The sequence below is a fragment of the Oceanihabitans sp. IOP_32 genome (assembly GCF_009498295.1).
GTDB classification, from domain to species: domain Bacteria; phylum Bacteroidota; class Bacteroidia; order Flavobacteriales; family Flavobacteriaceae; genus Wocania; species Wocania indica.
In genome coordinates this window covers 1662233-1682505 of record NZ_CP040813.1, presented here as the reverse complement: position 1 = coordinate 1682505, position 20273 = coordinate 1662233, and the positions used below count along the sequence as shown (strand labels likewise).

The following is a 20273-nucleotide window of genomic DNA, read 5'->3' as shown; positions in this document are numbered from 1 at the left end:
TATGACAGATATAAAAAACATTCTAGTTGCCCTAGATCTATCCGATACAGACGATACTTTAATTAATTACGCTTCATTTATTGCCGATACGCTTCAGGCTGAAAAAGTGTACTTTGTTCACAATATAAAAAAATATGCTATTTCAGAATTATTTGAAGAACAGTTACGCGATTTAAATTTGGATGAACTCATTGGTGATGAATTAAATGATAAAGTTGAAGCAACATTCAAATCGGCTGTAGAATGGGAGGTACTCATATCAGAAGATCCAAACTCTGAGTCCCTCATTAATTATATAGTAAACAAGTATCAAATTCATCTCGCTTTAATCGGAAATAAAAATAAATCAAAGGGTATTGGTGTGGTTAGTGGTAAATTACTGCGTTTACTTAAATGTAACATCTTATCCATTCCTGAAGATGCCAAACCAGTAATTAGTAATATTTGGGCTGGAACAGACTTTTCTAACGCCTCTAAAAGAGTGTTAAACGTTGCGCAACATTTACAACGTCTTACCAGCGCTCAAGTAAAAAGTTTGCACGTGTATAGCATACCCATGCAGTTCTCACCCTATATCCCTAAAAACCATCTAGACCGTAAAATAGAAAATCATTTAAATGAAAAGTACAAGAAATTCATTAAAAAGGTTGACTATAAAGGTGAGCTAACCAATCTTATTACTAAGGCCAAAGAAGGTGGTGTAGCCGAAACATTTAGAGCTCTGGCAGAAAGATCTGGAGCAGACCTCATAATTGTTGGTGCAAAAGGCGGTAATACGTTCTCATCCCTTATTATAGGAAGTGTTACTGAAGAACTATTTAATCAAGATTTACAAGTGCCTTTGTGGGTTGTAAAATAAAGATTTAAATGGCGTTTCTATTCACATTATGCCAAAAACGAATAGAAACGTCATTAAATTAACAAATCTCACTCCTATCATTTTTTATTATCGCCAACGCAATTTTTCGAAACGTATTATTTGTATATTTCCATTTTAAAACAGACATAACATGAAAAATTTTATCTTTTTTTTATTGGTATTACCCCTACATATGCTCGCCCAAGAACAAACAAGTTCCGAGAAATTTTGGAACCAATTAAAAGCGCATTGTGGTAAGGCTTACCAAGGTGAAATTATTGCTGGCGGTGTTGCAGGTGATGGTTTTACAGGAGAAAAATTAGTTATGCACGTGCGTTCTTGTGAGCCCAACACGATTAAAATTCCGTTTTTTGTTGGCGAAAATAAATCGCGTACCTGGGTTTTGCGTATGAATGACGATAAAATAATGAGCCTAAAGCACGACCATCGTCATCCAGACGGCACAGAAGAAGATCTTACTCAATATGGTGGTACAAGTACGAATGTGGGCTTAGAAAACCTACAAATGTTTCCTGCAGATGCCCATACGGCAAACATTTTACCTGCAGCTGCAACCAACATATGGTGGTTTACCATAAACAACACCACGCTAACCTATAACCTACGTCGCCTAGGCTCAGAACGTTACTTTTCAGTAAGTTTCGACCTAACTAAAGCTATTAAAACACCAGATGCCCCGTGGGGAACAGAGCAGTAAGGCATGAGAAAAATTTCTGTTTTAAAGTTTATCAAATAAAGTCAATCCATAACTTTGGCTATGCTTTAATTTTAGCTCAGGCTCATATTATAGTAAAATAACGAGTTCGTGAATCTGCACCTTCTATATCATTTGAATAAAAAATAATTCAAATTAACCATACGACATTTCAATATTAAATTGGTATTCGACTTTAAATCCAAACTGCATAAACACCTTAGGTTAAAAATTTTAAAATATAAACTCTAAAAGGTTTTAAAGAGCTATTTTCTCTTTCAAGCTACTAAATTATTTTTTTTTGAGCTACATTTAAACCCTAAGCTAAGTAAATGTTTAATACCAGAGATTTAAACCCCAGTGAAACAGCTTTTATAAAGCAACAAATTAGTAGAACAAAGCATATACTACTCATACTATTTGTAATAGCAGTGCTCATCATCTCTATAACTGCCTTTGCAGTATACGTAGAGTTGGACGAAAACAACTTAAGTGTGAATTTGGCTTTTGGTATGATGATTTTACTCATTTCATTGCTTTATTATATATTTAAAGGCTACCAAAAACATAAAATTAATCCCGCAGTTTATACAGACAGTGGTCTTTACAAACGTATTTATGTGCAACATGGCAGGTCTGGTCGATACTACGATACCATTGATGGCATAAGTGTAAGCATACCGTGGCATTGGCGAAAATACCTGAAATCGCAAAAAACAGCAATTACCTACGAGTATGTTTATAGAGATAAACAAGTTGCCGCAACCGAAGGAGCTACGCGCTATGTGGTGGCTGTTAACCAGGTCTTGACTCTAGACTACGAACTTAAACATGGCCTGCAAAAAGCAAAGCCGCCTTCCTTTTTTGGGGCTTTATGTCTGTTTTTACTTATTCCTGTTTTACTATCACTATTTTTTAGTAATGATCTCGATAAAGCACTTAAAATACAACAGGTTTTTAAAAATGAAAATCGGATGATAGACCTAAACTCATCAAACGATCTCGCCAACGTTACCTCGCCTAGTTATCTCACTATAAAGAAAGCTTGGGTGCACCAATTTAAATCAAGCACAGATTATTTAGGCCACTATTTTTTAATCGCTGAGGCTGAAAGAAATCGAATATATAATCATCCAAACTCAGATTTTTACTACCAACTGGTATCTCTACCAAATCACCTCGTAAAACCCAACAAACAAAGCCTTGAAACCGCACTAAAAGACTACTATCATATTAAAAATTTAGATTATAAACAGATACCAGATTCTATATGGAATAAAAATGTTGAAGAAGAATTACGTAGAAAACTCAAAATCTATAATAGAAACATATTAAAGGCCATTGAAGCTCAAAAAATACTGGACAGTTTACAACCAAAAAATCCTATTTTATCTCTAGATCCCCATACTTTTAATGCTCCAAAAACAGCCTTATACTCTATTAAAAAAAGTCTAGAAAACCCAGTGACTGTTACTGGTTTTTACGACCCGAAAGAGAATACTTTGATTTCGATCAGCAATCAAAAAAGACTGAATGCGAAAATTCGGCAAACTTTCGGACTTGTGAGTATATGCACTATTATAATAGTGTTTGCCGGTTATACATTAATCAAAATTATTTCTAGCTATCGAATAAGAAAACAACTGGTTAAAAACCAACTCAATAAAAGCAATAATACCAAATTAACCATGTAATGTCACCTATATTTCGTTTATACCAAATTACCTATGTCATGCCGCATATAATTTGTTTACTCACATTTTTCTATTTTATAAAATAGGTGTTCATGATGTGCTTCGCAGTTCTTTTTAACCCACATTTCGGTGCAACATAAAACCATAACTTTGGCTATGCTTTGATTTTAGCTCACGCCCATACTATAGTAAAATAACGAGTTCGTGAATCTGCGATTTCTATCTCATCTGGGCTAAAAATAATTCAAATTAACCATATGACATTTCAAAATTAAATTGGTATGAGAAGCAATACTAAAACATAAGTTGTCCTCTTAAAAATTAAAAATGATGAAACTTAAACGGTTATCAATTTATATCGCATAAGCGCCAAAACATCCGTGGTGACTCATACTTATTTCTATTGTTTCAGAATTAAAGTGAACCGCAGGAATACCAAATTCTGATTTTTTAAATATTAAATGGGCTACAGGAACTTTATTAAGCTTAGACAGTGCATGTAATACCCTATTTTTAATAAGATTACCTTGTTTTTCTGAGCTTGAATTCTCTTTAAACTTGATGACTTTTGAAGTCATTTTAGCCTCGGTTAATCGCGCTTCAGATACAATATATTTAGATTCTATTTGAGTTTTAGTATGACAATGAAAATCTTTAAATCTTACGGTTCCGTTTCCATTATCGATAAAACACTCAAAACCTTTCGGGTTATAAAAGCGACTCGGATGTAATTGCGTATACAATTTATAAGCCGCTTCTTTCATAGTCCATAAACGCCACACCATAAGAAACGCATTTTTAGAATTATGGATTAACTGCTGCTCTTTTGAAGTAAAAAGTTTGTCTAAAAAACGTGGGCGTTTCCAATTCGAAGCTTTTTTTGCTTCCTCCAAATCAACAATATCGTTACCAACCATTTTAAGCTTTTAGTTTGGTATTCACGATGTGCATTGCCGATTTTACATCGAGCATTTTTTCCATATCCTCGTTTTCTAACCGTATGTCGAAGGCATCTTCAATATCTAAAATAATATCTACCAAATTTGCCGAATTTATCTTTAAATCTTTAACAAAATCGGTGTCTTCAGATAAGTTTTTAAAAGCGTCTTCATCTTGAATATACGGCGCGATAATGGCTTTAAGTTTGCTAATGAGTTCTTCTTTTGTCATCATAATCTTTTTATTGTAAAGTTAATGAATGTCTGTTGAAAATAAGACCTAACAATTTCAAAAACCAGCTAGATCTTCAAATTTCTTAAAAATTACACAAGCGTTCACATCGCCAAAACCAAAACTCGCTTTGGCTATCACATCAAAATCAAAATCTATTTTTTTAGTGGGGATTTTTTTAGAGGTCACTAGCGCCTCAATTTCAGGGTGTAAATCGTCGCAATTTATATTAGGCGCTACAAACTGCTCTTTTAATTGAATAATGCTTGCCACACACTCAATTGCTCCTGCCGCTGCTAAACAATGCCCAATCATAGATTTTGTAGCGTTAATATAGGGGAAGTTTTCGCCTTTTCTTCCCAAAGCTTCAGACCAATTTTTAACCTCTAGACTGTCTTTAGAAGTGGCCGTTAAGTGCCCATTAATAACATCAATGTCGTTTTTCGATAGTTTTGAGTTTTCAACAGCTTTTTCAATGCAACGCTTTACAGCGCTGGCATTTGGAGCGGTTAAAGTGCCGCCTTGTCGTTGTCCGCCAGAGTTCACTTCGCCACCTAAAACCTCGGCATAAATATTCGCCCCACGTTCTAAAGCACTTTCTAAAGATTCGAGAACTAGAGCGCCAGCACCGCTTCCTGGAACAAAACCATTTGCAGTGGCACTAAGGGGTCTGGAGGCTACTTCAGGAGTATCGTTATATTTATAAGCCATAACCCGCATGGCGTCAAAACCGCCCCAAATATAAGGGCCATGGTCGCTACAACTGCCCACCAACATCCGTTTGGCTTTTCCGTTTTGAATGCGGTCAAAACCCATTAATAACGCTTCAGTTCCTGTGGTGCATGCCGATGAATTACTCGTTACTTGATTTCCAAAACCCAACATACCACTTAAATACGCGCTCACACCGCTGGTCATGGTTTGTAGCACAACCGTACTACCTAAACGCCTTACATTCCTTTTATCAATATTGTAAATGGCTTCACGGAATTTTTCTACACCAGAGGTTCCCGCGCCAAAAATGAGTCCGGTATCGTAATCCAATTCACTTTCAGCCTCTGTTTTAAAACCCGCATCTCGCCAAGCATCGATACCGGCCATACAACCATAAAGTATGCCTGAGCTGTTAAAACCGCGCAACTGCAAGGCTGTAAAATAGTCTAATATTTTGGCTTCTGAAACTTGGGGAACACCACCAATCTGGCAGGAAAAATTAAGGTTTTTAAGCTCTTGGTGATAGGTTATACCAGATTTGCCAGCTTTTAAAGCTTGGGTAAATTCTACCACACCAACGCCATTTGGTGCGACAACGCCTAATCCTGTTATGACTACTCTTTTTTCCATTTTTCACTTCCCAACAAAGTGGGAGTCTCTTTAATTAAACGTGGTAATTCTTGTCCTATGATAAAATATAATTTAGATGGCTAACAACTATTATTTTCTCGACAATTAAGACCTAACAGCTTTCGGAAACCTGCTAGGTCTCCGAAACGAATAAACCACAAAGCGCTTAGCAAAAAGTGTTTACCTGCGGTCGATACCTATTCGTCATGTCTTAAAATATTAATAATTTTTGTTAAACTCAATTTATTAATACGTTTTTAATTTCAACGTTCTAAGGCATTTGTATCATGCCCGAAATTTGTCCTCTACAAACTAAGGCTCCTTTTTCATTAATCATTTTTACCTTACATTTTAATTTATTAAACCGAAACACTTCCTTTTCTGAAATCACGGTTACTTTATCATTAGGTAAAACAGGCAAATAGAAATCCATTTGATGCGCCGTTAATGCTATTTTAGGAACACTTACATCGTCTAACTTATCCTTTAACAAATAAATTCCGAAACAAACCAAACCTATTTGTGCCATACATTCGGTTAAAATAACACCAGGTGTAACGGGGTTGTTTTTAAAATGCCCTTGATAGAAAAACTCTTCTGCCTTAAACGTATAAAAACCCGTAATACCGTTTTCTGAAACCGCATTAATACCCTCTACAAATAGAAATGGTTTTTGGTAGGGTAAGTGTTTTATAATTTGGTTTGTTTCCATGTTTGCGGACTAACTATTATTAACTCAAATGCTCACCACCATCAACAGGAATAACAGTTCCCGTAATCCAAGAGGCTTCATCTTTGCACAACAAATACACCACATTAGCAATATCTTCTGGTTGTGTTAACCGCTTATTAGGGTTGCGTTTTAGCGTGTGTTCTATAATGGTTTCACTTCCTGGTATCAGCCTTAAAGACGCCGTATCTGTAACGCCTGCTTGTATGCAATTGGCCTTAATTCCGAAAGGTGCAAACTCTAATGCGATATTTCGTGTTAGCGCTTCTAAAGTGACTTTTGCTGCCGAAACAGCCGCGTAATTTTGCCAAGCTTTGGTATTGCCTTCACTTGTAAAACTAATAATTCTAGCATCTTTGGCAAAAAGATTGGCATTAAAAAGTGCTTTAGTCCAATCGTATAAGCTAATCGCCATAGTATTTATGGTTAAGGCAAAATCGTCGTTTTTTAATACCGGTTTGTCCTGAGAAACCATTGGCTTTAAATTGCCTTTGGCCACGCTATGCACCAGAACTTTTACTTTTTGATGGTCTTTAAATAACACTTTTAATTCTAAAATGACTTCCTCTCGTTTTTCAGGTTTAAAAGCATCTATATTATAGGCCTTAAATTCTATATCATCTTGTTTTATAGTTTCGAATGCTGCTTGAATGGCTGCTTCTTGCATTCTGGAGTTTCTATGAATTACACAAATATTCAAGCCATGCTTTGCCAATTTTTTTGCTGTGGCTAAACCCAGACCGCTACTGCCACCTAAAATTATAGCCCAATAATTTTTATCTTTAAATGTTTTCATTTACCACTCTAATAAAATACGTTGTGCCGAAAAGCCAGGACCAAAACTAAGCATTAAACCCGTATCGCCTTTGGGTAAATTCTTATCCATAAAACGCTCTAAAACATAAAGTACGGTTGCGCTACTCATGTTGCCATAAAGTCTTAAAACATCTTTAGTATCGTTAATATTTTTTCCTAAATCTTCGAATAAATCTTCGACGGTTTGCACGATTTTTTTGCCGCCAGGATGAAATACTAAATGGTCGATGTCTTTAATGCTTAGTCCGTTCTGTGCTAAAAACGGATGTATAATCTTCGGGAAATGAGTTGCAATAGTTTCTGGTACAGATTGGTCCAGCACCATTTGCAAGCCCGTATTTCTTAATTTAAAACCCATCATGTGCTCGGTATCGAAAAAGTGATACATGCCTTCTGCTTTAATTTCTGGTCCGCTCTCCTCCTCATAAGACGATAAAATAACACTGGCGCAACCATCGCCAAAAATGGCTGCACTTACCACGTTTACCATCGAATAATCGTCGAGCTGAAAGGTTGCCGTTGGCGCCTCTACTGCAACAACAGCTGCTCGTTTATTGGGGTTCGCCTTTAGAAAGTTTTTGGCATACAATATGCCCGAAACACCAGCGGCACAACCCATTTCGGTAACTGGTAATCGCACAATATCTTGTTTCATTTTTAGGCTATTAATTAAATAGGCATCTAAAGACGGAATCATAATACCTGTGCAACTTACGGTAATAATATAATCGATATCGGTGGCTTTTAGCTGGGCTTTATCGAGCGCTTTAGTTAAACTTTGCTCTGCAAGTTTTATGGATTCTTTAATATAAATATCGTTTTTCTCTTCAAAAGATGTTTTTAAAAACACGTCTTCAGGATCCATAATGGAATAGCGTTTATCGACGGCTGCATTTTCAAAAATTTTCAAAACTTTTCGCTTAAAACGTTCTTCCTGCCCTTCTAACCAAAATTCAACTAAAGGTAAAATATCCTTAGTTGCTCTGGCATATTTTGGTAATTGTTTGGCTACTGCTGTAATTTTTACACTCATATTTTATTTCCGCGAAAGCGGTACTGTTTTTATTACTATTCGTTTGCACTCTCATCCTAATCACTACTAATTTTTAACGCATAATAAGCCATTGATAACGAAAAGCCCATTTCCAACTAATTTTAGATTTGAGTTTTAGGGCTTTTGAGAACTGTTCTAAATCCTTTCGTTTAAAGGCTCTTAAAATAGAGGTTAAACCATCTTGAACCACCATGTGATTTGAAATGGTTAAACCCAATAATTTAAACAAGCCGTATGCGATTTCACTGCGGTGCAAATCATTAACCACCACACCTAAGTTAGCGTTTTTTGAAAGATTTGCCAAAAGACTTAAAATCGCCTCGTCTTTAAAATGATGCAAAAACAAGGTGGTTAAGGCTATATCGAAATCTAAGGCTTCAAAGGCCCCTGAGAAGATATCGATGTTTACAAAGGTCAATTCTGGGTAATCTGCCGATAATTCGTTGGCATAATCGATGGCCTCTTGGTTGGCATCAATACCGATTAATTTAAATTTGTAGCCATGCTTTTTTCCATATTTTGAGACCAATCGCAGGATATCGCCATGGCCACAACCCAAATCTATAATGGTATACACTTTATCTTTAGATCGGTTTTTTAAAAGTTGCTCAATACCATTTAGCGTGACGCGGTTGCCACCTAGCCATTTATTAATATTTCCAAGCTTGTCTAAGGTGTCGCGAAGTAATGCGCCGTTAATGGAAAAATCGTCCATAATCTCGGTCTTATCGCTTCGTTTAGAGGTGTCTACAAATAAATTCATTATGTACTCATTGGTTTACCATGCGTCATTTTTATAATTAGTGGCATTAAAAAAGGAAACCATCTTAAAACGGTTAATAGTTTTGGTGCCAAGCTGTCTTGCCTAAACAAATAAGCGATAGCATGTCCGGCTTTTAAACGCAGACCAAAGGTCTTTTTCCAACGTTTGGTGTAGGCGGTTTCCAGGGTTTTGCGTGACGCAATTTTTCCATGAAGATAATCAATAATCAATACCGATGCTAATTGGGCGCTTCTAATGGCCATACCCATACCGTTGCCACATAAGGGATGAATCATCCCTGCGGTGTCGCCACACATGATGATATGATTTTCTATTGGTTGCTTTGTTTTAAATGAAATCTGACTGATGGTTAATGGTTTTTCGAATGCTGATTTCGAGTTTGTAAATAACCACTTTAAGGCCTCATTTTTAAATAGGACTTGCTCTTGAAAAGCCTCAATGTCTTTATGTTTTTTAAAGGCTTCAAAATTGGTGATATAACATAAATTAATATGGTTATTCTCTACTTTTGAAACGCCGCAATATCCACCTTTAAAGTTATGAAGGGCGACTTTATCCTCGGGAAAATCGCCTGAAACATGCATTTTAACACCCAAATAAGGCGACTTCTTTTTTATGAATTTTCGGTTGAATTGTACATCTAAATTAGAGCGTTTGCCATAAGAACCAATAACGATTTTAGTATTAAAATTTGATTGCAATTTTGTTTTCACTTGAAAATTATCGTTCTCAAAATGAACATCGACAACCGTGTCTTGCAGCACTTCAATTCCGTTTTTAAGCGCTAATTGATACAACCTGAAATCCATGTCGTAACGGCTCATCCCAAAACCTCCAAGAGGCAAATTAGCCGAAATACTTTTATTGTTATGGGTAGTTAACTCGAATTTAGAGATTTTTTTGGCGCCAAACTTAAAAGGGTTAAAGCCCAAATAGGCTAAATATGGCAAGACTTCGTTAGACACATATTCGCCACATACCTTATGCTTAGGATAGGCGTTTTTTTCGATGAGTAAGACCTTAAACTTTGCTTTAGACAAATGAATAGCACTGGTTAAACCGGCCAAGCCACCACCAATAATTATCACATCGTACTGTTTAGCTTTCATTTATAAATCTTGAAAATAGACAACCTTAACTTTAACACTTTTACCCATTATAAAACTACCGCCGCCAACATCAAAATCACGACGGTTTAACTCAAAATTAGATGTGATTTTATAATGGTGGGGATGCTTTTCGACCTGAACTGGAAAAATAATAGTCTTGGTAATTCCTTTAATACGAAGTGTGGCCTTTACCAAATAACTGGAGTCGGATTTTTTTGTGATTAAAACACTTTGAAGCTTGATATCTTTATATTTTTCCGCATGAAAATAATCTGCTTCTAAAAGGTGCTGATCTCTAGCCTCGATCCCAGTTTGTATACTCGCGACTTCAATTTTAGCCGAGAGATCGTCTAAATTACCATTCTTGTTAAACTGTGTCGTAATACTATAGGTTTCAAAACGACCCTCTACGTTAAAACCCATATTACGGATTGTAAAATCTATTGCAGACGCGTTTTGAGCGAAGCCTAAACACGAAAACCCAATAGAAAGTATCAATACGAAGTAACTCAACATTTTTTATTTTAAAATGTTAAGTTACGGCATAGTTTAAAGCCTTTAAAATTAAATTGTAGTTTTTAAAGAATTTTTGTGATTGTAATGGTTTCATTTCTAAATTGCACTGTATTACCAACCTGTTTAGAAAGCAGTAACTCTGCCATTGGTGTCGCTATGGAAATGGCATAAAACTGCTCATTGGCTATGCTAATTTCACCCGCACTAATGGCAATAAAATAATGGGCTTTTGAAGTATAAACCACACTTCCTAAAGTTACTTTCTGATGATTTACCTCTGTATTTATTTTTTGAAGAATTTGCTTTTGTTTTTCAATTTCGGCGAGTTGATGACCCGCTTTTTCACGTTCTAATTGTAACATAGCGCGTCCAGTTTCGTGCTTATCGCCTGCACTGCTTTTGGTTTCGGACTGTAGAGCGTTTTGAATATCGTTTATGGTTTTATTAACCACCAATAAACGGCTATCGATAAACGCTAAACATAAACTATATAAATTCTCTTTAACTGTCATTCCCTACCTTTTAAATTTAATTTACCATAAAACCGCATCTGCATTACAATCCACTGTTTTCGCTTTTCGATATACGCCGAAGCAGGATTTGCTCTATATTTTATAGGGTTAGGCAATATGGCCGCTATAGCCGCAGCTTCGTAGGCATTTAAATTTGCCGCCGATTTGTTAAACCAATGTTTTGCGGCAGCTTCTACTCCATAAACACCTGGCCCCATTTCAATACTGTTTAAATACACCTCTAAAATCCGTTCTTTAGACCATAGCGTTTCAATTAAAAATGTAAAATACGCTTCTAAGCCTTTACGTAACCAACTGCGCTGAGGCCATAAAAACACATTTTTAGCGGTTTGCTGGCTAATGGTACTGGCGCCTTTAATGCGTTTTCCTTTTTTATTGTTTTCGTAGGCTTTTTCAATGGCCTTAATATCAAATCCATGGTGTTCTAAAAACTTTTGGTCCTCACTGCAAATAACGGCCAATTGCATGTTTTTTGATATGTTATCGATGGCGACCCACTCGTGTTTCCAAGCCTTATTAGTGCCTTCAAAGTAACGAATACCCATTAATGGCGTGAGGGGTACTGGAACGTACTTAAATAAAACCACAATGGACACCGAAAAGACGATACCCCAGAACACAAGTTTGGCAAAAAACCGAAAAAATCGTTTCATGTGTTTATATTTCTTTTTTTTCATCGGCCATAGGCGACATACACCTCATCATTTCCTTGCTTACAAGTTTTAGTTATAGATGTTTCATAAATTAATCTAACAAATTGGCTAATTGATAACCAATAGTGCTACCAATAGCAACACCCATACCCCCCAACCTAACACCACAAAACACATGATTGCTCAATGGTTTTACAATAGGTTTTTTCTGATTACCAACGCCCATAATTCCAGACCAGCGGTGTTCAATTTCAACATTTGTATTAGGTAGAATTGTGTTTTGTAGTAGGTCTTCAAGCTTGTTTTGAATAATTTTTGTTTCGCCAAACTCTGAAGTTTCTTCGGTTTTAAAATCGAGGTTTCGGCCTCCTCCAAGTAAAATTCTACCATCAATATTTCTAAAATAGTAATAACCTTTATCCAAATGAAACGTGCCTTTAATTTGTAAATTATTTATAGGTTTTGTAATTAACACTTGAGCACGAGCGGGTTTTACAGCTTCGTTTAAAAGTTGTGAAGCAAAACCGTTTGTTGTAATGAACAGTTTTGAAGTAGAAAACTCAAATACATTGGTTTTTATGTTCACTGAATTTGAGATTTCTGAAAATGCTTCAACCGTAACATTATTAAGTATTTTTACACCTAAAGTCTGTACTTTATTCAATAAACCTTCCATCATTTTTCCCGTATCGATTTGGCCTTCAAAAGCATTAAAACTATAATGAGATTTTATGTTTTTAAATCTGAGTGCGTTTTTTTCAAATGAAAATACATCGGCATTAAAAATGGGATATAAAAGCGCATTGATTTCATCTTGTTTGTTAAGACAGGATTGATAAAGTGCCTCATCGGAATCTAAAAACAACTCATAGCCGCCCAAGTTTTGGTAATCAATAGTGGTATCTCCTAGATTTTTACGAAGCAGATTAAGACCCTTTACGCGCTCTTTAACAAGCCGGATCACTTCTTCTTGAGAATGGTGATTTAAGTCTTCTATAATTTCACTAAGGCTTCCAAAACAAGCAAACCCCGCGTTTTTTGTACTAGCCCCTTGAGGCCATATGCCTTTTTCAAGGATTAGAACGTTTGCTTTTGGGAAACGCTTTTTTAATTGTAGAGCGCAGTTTAAACCCACAATACCACTGCCCACAATAGTATAATCTACCTGAGTGAGCCAGGTTTTAATTTCCCAATAGGAGAGTTTCAAAATAATATTGTTTTTAAGTGGTTAAGGAGTGCTTTAAGGCGTCTTATTTCGGATTAATTTTTTTGAATTGTAATACTAGTGAGTACCCTCTTTTTAAAAATTTAAACGACAAAAAACTAATGATAATGGGCTTTGCTAGTGAAAATCTTTAGGTCTAAGAAGGATACATAATCCGATAAAAATAGGCATAATTTGTTATATACCATTAATGTTCGATAAAAGATATAAGACCACTATCCTTTTAAACTATTGTGTTTGTGAGCTCAATATAAGTTTAAATAAGGAAAATAAATTTTTAAAACACATGATAGAAAGCTATCAACACATCTTATTTTATACTTTATTTAGACCTAACAGGTTTCTGAAACCTGTTAGGTCTTTATCACCAAATAGATTGATAGCCGATTTTGTTCTAAACTATTCTTTGTAACCAGCCCAAAACACTACGCAAAAAAAAACTCCAAAATTTCTTTCGGAGTTTTAAATTATTTATTCTTTTTGAGATTCGTCCATCTCAAAATCTTCCATGAATTTCGTGGTATAGTTACCCGCTCTATAGTCTGGATGATCCATTAATTGTCTGTGGAAAGGAATTGATGTTTTAATACCTTCTATAATGAACTCGTCTAAAGCGCGTTTCATTTTATTAATGGCTTCTTCTCTTGTTTGCGCAGTGGTAATTAACTTTGCAATCATAGAGTCGTAATTTGGCGGTACGGTATAACCCGCATAAATATGCGTATCTAAACGTACACCATGCCCTCCAGGCGCATGTAGAGTTGTAATTTTACCTGGCGAAGGTCTAAAGTCGTTATACGGATCTTCGGCGGTAATTCTACATTCAATAGAGTGCAATTTTGGGATGTAGTTTTTACCAATAATTGGCACTTTGGCTGCTAAAAGTATTTGCTCTCGAATTAAATCGAAATCGATAACTTGCTCTGTAATGGTATGCTCTACTTGAATACGTGTATTCATTTCCATAAAGTAAAAGTTACGGTGTTTATCTACCAAAAACTCAATAGTTCCGGCACCTTCGTACTTTATATATTCGGCAGCTTTAACCGCAGCATCTCCCATTTTTTTTCGCAATTCTGGTGTCATGAATGGCGATGGTACTTCTTCAGTTAACTTTTGATGGCGACGTTGAATCGAGCAGTCTCTTTCTGATAAATGACAAGCTCTACCTGTAGAATCTCCTACAATTTGAATTTCAATATGTCTAGGCTCTTCAATGAGTTTTTCCATATACATATCGTCGTTACCAAAGGCCGCTTTAGCTTCTTTCCTTGCAGACTCCCAAGCCTCTTTGAGGTCTTCGGGTTTAAATACACCACGCATGCCTTTACCTCCTCCACCAGCGGAGGCCTTGAGCATCACAGGGTAGCCTGTTTCCACGGCTAGTTTTTTACAATGTTCGAAGTTCTCGATAATTCCATCACTACCAGGCACACAAGGTACGCCTGCAGCTTTCATAGTTTCTTTGGCATTGGCTTTATCGCCCATCCTTTCAATCATCTCTGCAGAGGCACCAATAAATTTAATATTGTGATCTTCACAGATTTTAGAAAATTTAGCATTTTCTGCTAAAAACCCATAACCGGGATGAATGGCATCGGCATTAGTAATTTCTGCAGCCGCAATGATATTCGATATTTTTAAATAAGACTCGTTACTAGCAGGAGGCCCAATACAAACGGCCTCATCAGCAAATCTTACATGTAAGCTTTCGGCATCGGCAGTCGAGTACACTGCTACCGTTTTAATACCCATTTCTTTACAGGTTCTAATAACACGTAAGGCTATTTCACCTCGATTGGCAATCAATATTTTTTTAAACATAACTTCTAAGTATTTAAAATTTCAAATTCCAAATTCCAGCGTGTTGGGATTTGTTTTGGAATTTTAAATTTGGTTATGACGGATCTACTAAAAATAATGGCTGATCGAACTCTACTGGAGAGGCATCGTCAACTAAAATTTTAACTATTTTCCCTGAAACTTCAGACTCAATTTCGTTAAAAAGTTTCATTGCTTCAATAATACACAACACGTCACCTTCTCCAATCGTCTGTCCGACCTCCACAAATAATGGTTTATCTGGGGCAGGTTTTCTATAAAAGGTTCCAATTATTGGTGATTTAATGGTAATGTATTTAGAGTCTTCAGTGCTTTCAGTGCTTACCGCTTTGCCAGCTTCTGGTGCCGGAGCATTAGGCTCTGCTGTAGCATGAGGCATTGGTATCATTTGAGGTACTTGTGCAGCAGCTGGTACTTGATGTACTATTGTAGTCTCTGAGTCTGATCCTGTTTTGATAGTGATTTTTATATCATCCATCTCTAATTTAACTTCGTTAGCACCAGACTTAGCAACGAATTTAATTAAATTTTGAATTTCTTTAATATCCATAATCTTGAGTTTAATTAATGGTTAGTTTATGAGTTGTATGCCCATTTTAAATAAATGGAGCCCCAATTAAAGCCGCCTCCAAAAGCGGCAAATATAAGATTATCGCCTTTTTTTAAATTGGCTTCGTAATCGTTTAAAAGTAAAGGTAAGGTTGCCGATGTGGTATTGCCGTATTTCTCAATATTCATCATGACCTTGCTATCTTCTAGTTCCATTTTGTTGGCCGTCGCATCAATAATACGTTTATTCGCTTGATGTGCTACTAACCAATCAACGTCGTTATTGGTTAATTTATTACGTTCTAATATTTTTATGGCAGCATCTGCCATATTAAAAACGGCATTTTTAAATACGGTTCGACCTTCTTGAAAAGCGTAATGCCCTCCAGATTCTAACACCTCTGGTGTTAAGGCGTAAGAAGAGCCACCATAAGTAGCTTGTAGAAAAGGTCTACCCGAACCGTCGCTTCTTAAATATTCATCTTGAAGCCCCAAGTTTTCCTCATTGGGTTCGAACAAAACGGCACCTGCACCATCTCCAAAGATAATACAAGTTGCGCGATCTTTATAATTTACAATGGAAGACATTTTATCTGCGCCAATAAGCAGTACGTTTTTATAGCGTCCCGATTCAATATAACTAGCTGCTACCGACATGCCGTAAAGAAAACTTGAACAGGCGGCATCCATATCGAATGAAAAGGCATTTGTAGCTCCAATTTCAAAAGCTGTATAAGCTGCGGTAGACGCTGCTTTCATGTCTGGTGTTGCGGTAGCTACGATTACCAGTTCTATGTCTTTAGGATCGATGTTTCTTTTAGAGATGAGATCTTTAGCTGCTTTAATCGCTAAGAAAGAGGTGCCTTTGCCTTCGTCTTTGAGAATGCGACGTTCTTTTATTCCTGTTCTACTAGTTATCCATTCATCGTTTGTATCAACCATAGTCTCAAGAATTTGATTGGTTAATACATATTCTGGCAAATACGCCCCTACGGCCGTAATTGCTGCTGAGATTTTACTCATAACTTTATAGTTAATTCGACTAAATAAAAATTAATCTCGACAAAAACATTCAAAATTTTTCCGAAAACTACTAAATATTAGCTAAATAACAATAGCAATTATTTGTTTTTGTCTTTATAAAAATTGCTTATCGCAAAAAAAAACGCTCATTCATGAGCGTTTTTAATATGCGTGCATAATATTTATGCTACGTTTTCTACTTCTTCTGAGTTGTCAATTAAAACTTGACCTCTATAGTACAATTTACCTTCGTGCCAGTGCGCTCTGTGATATAAATGTGCTTCTCCAGTAGTTGGACATGTCGCAATCTGTGGCACAGTTGCTTTATAATGTGTTCTTCTTTTATCTCTTCTGGTTTTCGAAGTTTTTCTTTTAGGATGTGCCATTTTTTATATTATTTATCCGTTAATAATTTCTTTAATGTATTCCAGCGAGGATCTATTTCCTCGTTAGTTTCTTTTTTGTCTTTAAGCTTTGGGCTTAATGCTTCTAATTTTTCGAGTATTTCTGAGCCTAAGCTACCATCTGTAACTCCAGGATGCACACGTTTAATCGGTACCGAAAGCACGATTAACTCGTATATATATTGCTGGATACTAAGCTCATAACTGCCATGCGGAATAACCAGAATATCGATGTTTTCATCGTTAAACTCATCTCCAAATTTCACCACCAAATCAAATTCGTTGTCGATATCTTGATTGTAGGGTTCGTTGGTTACATCACAATTAATGTTAACATAACCCGAGGCTTTAAAATGCAATTCTAACAGTGTAGATTTCTTTACAAAATCGACATCTACTTGAATGTTTGCATCATTAAACTCTTCATATTCAAAATACTCAAAGAACGCTCGTTTAATTTCAAAATCGAAATGATGCTCACCCAGCTTTAATCCTACAAAAGGAATTGTAAACTCTTTTAATGGTTTCATTATCACATCTTATTTGAGCCTGCAAATATATAACTTTTTTATTTACACCACTCTACTTATAAACATTTTTTTGTTTATATCTTTTTTGGTGCTTTTTTTAAGGGATTTGCAGTGATCTCTGCATACTCTATTCGGTTTTTATAAATTTTTAAAGCCGTAAATAGTGCCTCTTTGAACGAATTCTCGTCGGCCTTGCCCTTTCCAGCTATCTCATAAGCGGTACCGTGATCTGGCGATGTCCTTACTTTATTTAATCCTGCTGTGAAATTGACCCCTCTACCAAAAGACAGCGTTTTAAACGGTGTTAAGCCTTGGTCGTGGTAAGCCGCAATAATGGCATCGAAATTTTTATAATTGTCTGAACCAAAAAAACTATCGGCCGCATAGGGTCCAAAAACCAACTTGCCAGCATCTTTTATTTTTTTTAGTGTTGGCCTTAAAACGGTATCGTCTTCAGTTCCAATAACACCATTGTCTCCCGTATGCGGATTAATACCCAAAACGGCTATTTTAGGCTTTCTTATTCTAAAATCTTGTTTAAGAGATTTATAAACCGTCGAGATTTTTTCTATTATCAGCTCTTCCGTGATGTGCGTAACCACATCTTTAAGGGGCACATGATCGGTTAACAAACCCACTCGTAAATCATCATGCACCATAAACATTAAACTGTCGCCCTCTAACTCTTGTGCCAAGTAATTGGTATGTCCGGGGAAATTAAACCGTTCAGATTGTATGTTGTGTTTGTTAATTGGCGCTGTCACTAAAACATCAATAGCGTTTTCCTTTAAGGCTTTTGTAGCCGATTCCAGAGACTTTATAGCATATTCGCCAATTTTTGGGTCTTCTTTACCGAAATTAATCTTTACAAGCTCGTTCCAACAGTTAAGTACATTTACCTTTCCAATGGCTAATTGCTCAATATTATTAATGTTATTAAAATTTATGGCCGACTTAAAATGGGTTTTTAAAAACCCAATGGTTTTAGCAGAAGCAAAAATTACAGGAGTACAAAAATCTAACATTCTATCGTCTTCAAAGGTTTTTAGTACGATTTCGCCACCAATACCGTTTAAATCTCCTATAGATATGCCTACAATTATATTTTCTGGGTTCTTCATAAAAAATAACAACTATTGTTTGTAATTTTGACTTTTGATTTATAGTGCAAATTTAACCAAATAAACAGACAATATTATGTTTACAGGAATAATTGAAGAAATAGGTGTTGTTACAGATTTAAGAAAGGACTTAAACAATCTTCATATTTCAATACAAAGTGGTATCACATCTGCGTTAAAAATAGACCAAAGTGTTTCTCATAATGGTGTTTGTTTAACCGTTGTTAACATTAATAACGATGAGTACACGGTTACGGCAATTAACGAAACTTTAGAGAAAAGCAATTTAAAAGACCTTAAAGTTAAGGATAAGGTTAACCTAGAGCGCGCCATGAAACTTGGCGACCGACTCGATGGTCATATTGTACAAGGACACGTCGATCAGACCGCGGTATGCACTAGCATTAAAGAAGAAGATGGGAGCTGGATATTTACGTTTAACTACGATTCTAAATTAAATAACATCACTATTGAAAAAGGATCGATAACTGTAAATGGGGTTAGTTTAACTGTACTGGACTCCAAAAAAGATTCTTTTAGTGTGGCTATTATCCCTTACACCTACCAGCACACTAATTTTAACACCTTTAAAGTTGGCACCGTGGTTAACTTAGAATTTGATGTTTTGGGTAAATATGTGGCTAAAATTTTAGAGCAAAACTTATTAAACACTTAAAGTTAGTTGCTGTTTAATTACCCACCAACAGTAGCGCTTATACCGCGTTTTGCAAACAATTCTATGATATATTCAATAGTCTTTAAATTTGGAGCTTCAAAGACTCGATTATTCTTTGGAGTTCCTAATTTTACATGTTTATTTTCAGCAATATTATGGTAAGGTAGTAGATTGATTACCTTTCTGTTCCCTTCTAGTGAATTTATAAAATTTGCGGTCTCAATAATATTTTCTTCTGAAGTGTTTACGCCTTCAATCAAAGGCATTCTAAAGATAATTTCGCAGGGGGTTTTTGCCAAGGCTCTAATATTTTCCCTTATTTTTTTATTGTGAACTCCTGTATACTCTTTGTGCTTGGCTGAATCCATTACTTTTAAATCGATTAAAAAAAGTTCGGTGTGCTTAGCGACTTCAAGTACCGTTTCTAAGCGTCCATAAGCTGTGGTATCGACAACGCGATGATACATACGTTTGCCGCAAGCTTTCAAGGCCTCTAGCAAATACTCGGAGTGCATTAAAGGTTCGCCTCCAGAAAATGTAACGCCACCGCCAGATTGATCGAAAAATATAGCTTCGTTATCAATTTTTTTCATGAGTTCTGAAATCGGAATTTGAGACCCCAGCATTTCAAAGGCTTTTGTAGGACAAACCTCTGCGCATTTTCCGCATAAATTGCAGGCATCAAAATCGGTTACAATGCCTTCGGGAGTCATTTTTAAAGCCTCATGAGGGCAATTTTCTACACAACTTGCAGCGCCAATACATTTTTTGGCATTGTACATTTTCTGAATTTTTGGAGAAATACTTTCAGGATTATGGCACCACTTACAATTTAAATTACAACCTTTAAAAAATACGGTTAACCGAATACCCGGCCCATCGTTGATGGCATATTTTTTAATATCGAAAATTAATCCTGTGCTCAT

At 36.0% G+C, this 20273-nt stretch carries 23 protein-coding genes; 4 read left to right on the top strand and 19 right to left on the bottom strand.

Annotated elements, in window-relative coordinates; translation table 11 throughout:
• Position 1 precedes the first annotated feature (1 nt).
• From FEZ18_RS06975 to FEZ18_RS06965, 3 genes are all read left to right on the top strand, one after another.
• Entirely contained in the window at positions 2-859 is an 858-nt protein-coding gene (locus FEZ18_RS06975; protein WP_153267659.1) for a universal stress protein, read from the top strand.
• 151 nt (positions 860-1010) lie between these two features.
• The gene (locus FEZ18_RS06970; protein WP_153267658.1) at positions 1011-1577 is read left to right on the top strand and encodes a hypothetical protein; all 567 of its coding nucleotides are present in this window, start codon (positions 1011-1013) and stop codon (positions 1575-1577) included.
• A gap of 329 nt (positions 1578-1906) precedes the next feature.
• Complete coding sequence (locus FEZ18_RS06965; RefSeq protein WP_153267657.1) at positions 1907-3268, top strand: hypothetical protein; 1362 nt, start codon at positions 1907-1909, stop codon at positions 3266-3268.
• 353 nt (positions 3269-3621) lie between these two features.
• Here FEZ18_RS06965 and FEZ18_RS06960 read toward each other — a convergent pair whose 3' ends face one another.
• The 18 genes from FEZ18_RS06960 to pdxA form a co-directional block, all read right to left on the bottom strand.
• Positions 3622-4185 carry a 4'-phosphopantetheinyl transferase superfamily protein gene (locus FEZ18_RS06960; RefSeq protein WP_153267656.1) on the bottom strand — a complete coding sequence of 188 codons (564 nt, stop codon included), beginning with the start codon at positions 4183-4185 and terminating at the stop codon, positions 3622-3624.
• Position 4186: 1 nt separating this feature from the next.
• Positions 4187-4438: an acyl carrier protein gene (locus tag FEZ18_RS06955; RefSeq protein ID WP_153269070.1), complete on the bottom strand. Its 252-nt coding sequence runs from the start codon at positions 4436-4438 to the stop codon at positions 4187-4189.
• A 57-nt stretch (positions 4439-4495) separates the two neighbouring features.
• Complete coding sequence (locus FEZ18_RS06950) at positions 4496-5782, bottom strand: beta-ketoacyl-[acyl-carrier-protein] synthase family protein (protein WP_153267655.1); 1287 nt, start codon at positions 5780-5782, stop codon at positions 4496-4498.
• A 271-nt stretch (positions 5783-6053) separates the two neighbouring features.
• The gene (locus FEZ18_RS06945) at positions 6054-6494 is read right to left on the bottom strand and encodes a 3-hydroxyacyl-ACP dehydratase FabZ family protein (RefSeq protein ID WP_153267654.1); all 441 of its coding nucleotides are present in this window, start codon (positions 6492-6494) and stop codon (positions 6054-6056) included.
• A gap of 19 nt (positions 6495-6513) precedes the next feature.
• Positions 6514-7308, bottom strand: a complete 795-nt coding sequence (locus tag FEZ18_RS06940) for an SDR family oxidoreductase (RefSeq protein WP_153267653.1) — start codon at positions 7306-7308, stop codon at positions 6514-6516.
• Positions 7309-8361: a type III polyketide synthase gene (locus tag FEZ18_RS06935; protein WP_153267652.1), complete on the bottom strand. Its 1053-nt coding sequence runs from the start codon at positions 8359-8361 to the stop codon at positions 7309-7311.
• Between the two features lie 73 nt (positions 8362-8434).
• Positions 8435-9145: a methyltransferase domain-containing protein gene (locus FEZ18_RS06930; protein WP_153267651.1), complete on the bottom strand. Its 711-nt coding sequence runs from the start codon at positions 9143-9145 to the stop codon at positions 8435-8437.
• The gene (locus FEZ18_RS06925) at positions 9145-10275 is read right to left on the bottom strand and encodes an NAD(P)/FAD-dependent oxidoreductase (protein ID WP_153267650.1); all 1131 of its coding nucleotides are present in this window, start codon (positions 10273-10275) and stop codon (positions 9145-9147) included. The genes FEZ18_RS06930 and FEZ18_RS06925 overlap by 1 nt, the downstream gene beginning before the upstream one ends.
• Complete coding sequence (locus tag FEZ18_RS06920) at positions 10276-10791, bottom strand: YceI family protein (RefSeq protein ID WP_153267649.1); 516 nt, start codon at positions 10789-10791, stop codon at positions 10276-10278.
• A gap of 62 nt (positions 10792-10853) precedes the next feature.
• Positions 10854-11303, bottom strand: a complete 450-nt coding sequence (locus tag FEZ18_RS06915) for a 3-oxoacyl-ACP synthase (protein WP_153267648.1) — start codon at positions 11301-11303, stop codon at positions 10854-10856.
• The gene (mtgA, locus tag FEZ18_RS06910; RefSeq protein ID WP_228122899.1) at positions 11300-11977 is read right to left on the bottom strand and encodes a monofunctional biosynthetic peptidoglycan transglycosylase; all 678 of its coding nucleotides are present in this window, start codon (positions 11975-11977) and stop codon (positions 11300-11302) included. Before mtgA ends, FEZ18_RS06915 begins: the two co-directional genes overlap by 4 nt.
• 91 nt (positions 11978-12068) lie before the next feature.
• Positions 12069-13184: an NAD(P)/FAD-dependent oxidoreductase gene (locus FEZ18_RS06905; RefSeq protein ID WP_153267646.1), complete on the bottom strand. Its 1116-nt coding sequence runs from the start codon at positions 13182-13184 to the stop codon at positions 12069-12071.
• Positions 13185-13673: 489 nt separating this feature from the next.
• Positions 13674-15026, bottom strand: a complete 1353-nt coding sequence (accC, locus tag FEZ18_RS06900; protein WP_153267645.1) for an acetyl-CoA carboxylase biotin carboxylase subunit — start codon at positions 15024-15026, stop codon at positions 13674-13676.
• A 73-nt stretch (positions 15027-15099) separates the two neighbouring features.
• A complete protein-coding gene (accB, locus tag FEZ18_RS06895; protein ID WP_153267644.1) occupies positions 15100-15594 on the bottom strand; it encodes an acetyl-CoA carboxylase biotin carboxyl carrier protein in 495 nt (164 codons plus the stop codon).
• Positions 15595-15620: 26 nt separating this feature from the next.
• Positions 15621-16616, bottom strand: a complete 996-nt coding sequence (locus FEZ18_RS06890; RefSeq protein WP_153267643.1) for a beta-ketoacyl-ACP synthase III — start codon at positions 16614-16616, stop codon at positions 15621-15623.
• Between the two features lie 182 nt (positions 16617-16798).
• Positions 16799-17002 (bottom strand): 50S ribosomal protein L32, encoded by a 204-nt coding sequence (gene rpmF, locus FEZ18_RS06885; protein ID WP_153267642.1) that lies wholly within the window; start codon positions 17000-17002, stop codon positions 16799-16801.
• An 8-nt stretch (positions 17003-17010) separates the two neighbouring features.
• Entirely contained in the window at positions 17011-17550 is a 540-nt protein-coding gene (locus tag FEZ18_RS06880) for a YceD family protein (protein WP_153267641.1), read from the bottom strand.
• Between the two features lie 74 nt (positions 17551-17624).
• Positions 17625-18671: a 4-hydroxythreonine-4-phosphate dehydrogenase PdxA gene (gene pdxA, locus FEZ18_RS06875; protein ID WP_153267640.1), complete on the bottom strand. Its 1047-nt coding sequence runs from the start codon at positions 18669-18671 to the stop codon at positions 17625-17627.
• A gap of 76 nt (positions 18672-18747) precedes the next feature.
• On the opposite strand from pdxA, the gene FEZ18_RS06870 reads away from it, so the two are divergent.
• Entirely contained in the window at positions 18748-19347 is a 600-nt protein-coding gene (locus FEZ18_RS06870; protein WP_153267639.1) for a riboflavin synthase, read from the top strand.
• A 17-nt stretch (positions 19348-19364) separates the two neighbouring features.
• Here the strand turns inward: FEZ18_RS06870 and FEZ18_RS06865 are convergent, their stop codons facing one another.
• Positions 19365-20273 carry a glycyl-radical enzyme activating protein gene (locus FEZ18_RS06865; protein WP_153267638.1) on the bottom strand — a complete coding sequence of 303 codons (909 nt, stop codon included), beginning with the start codon at positions 20271-20273 and terminating at the stop codon, positions 19365-19367.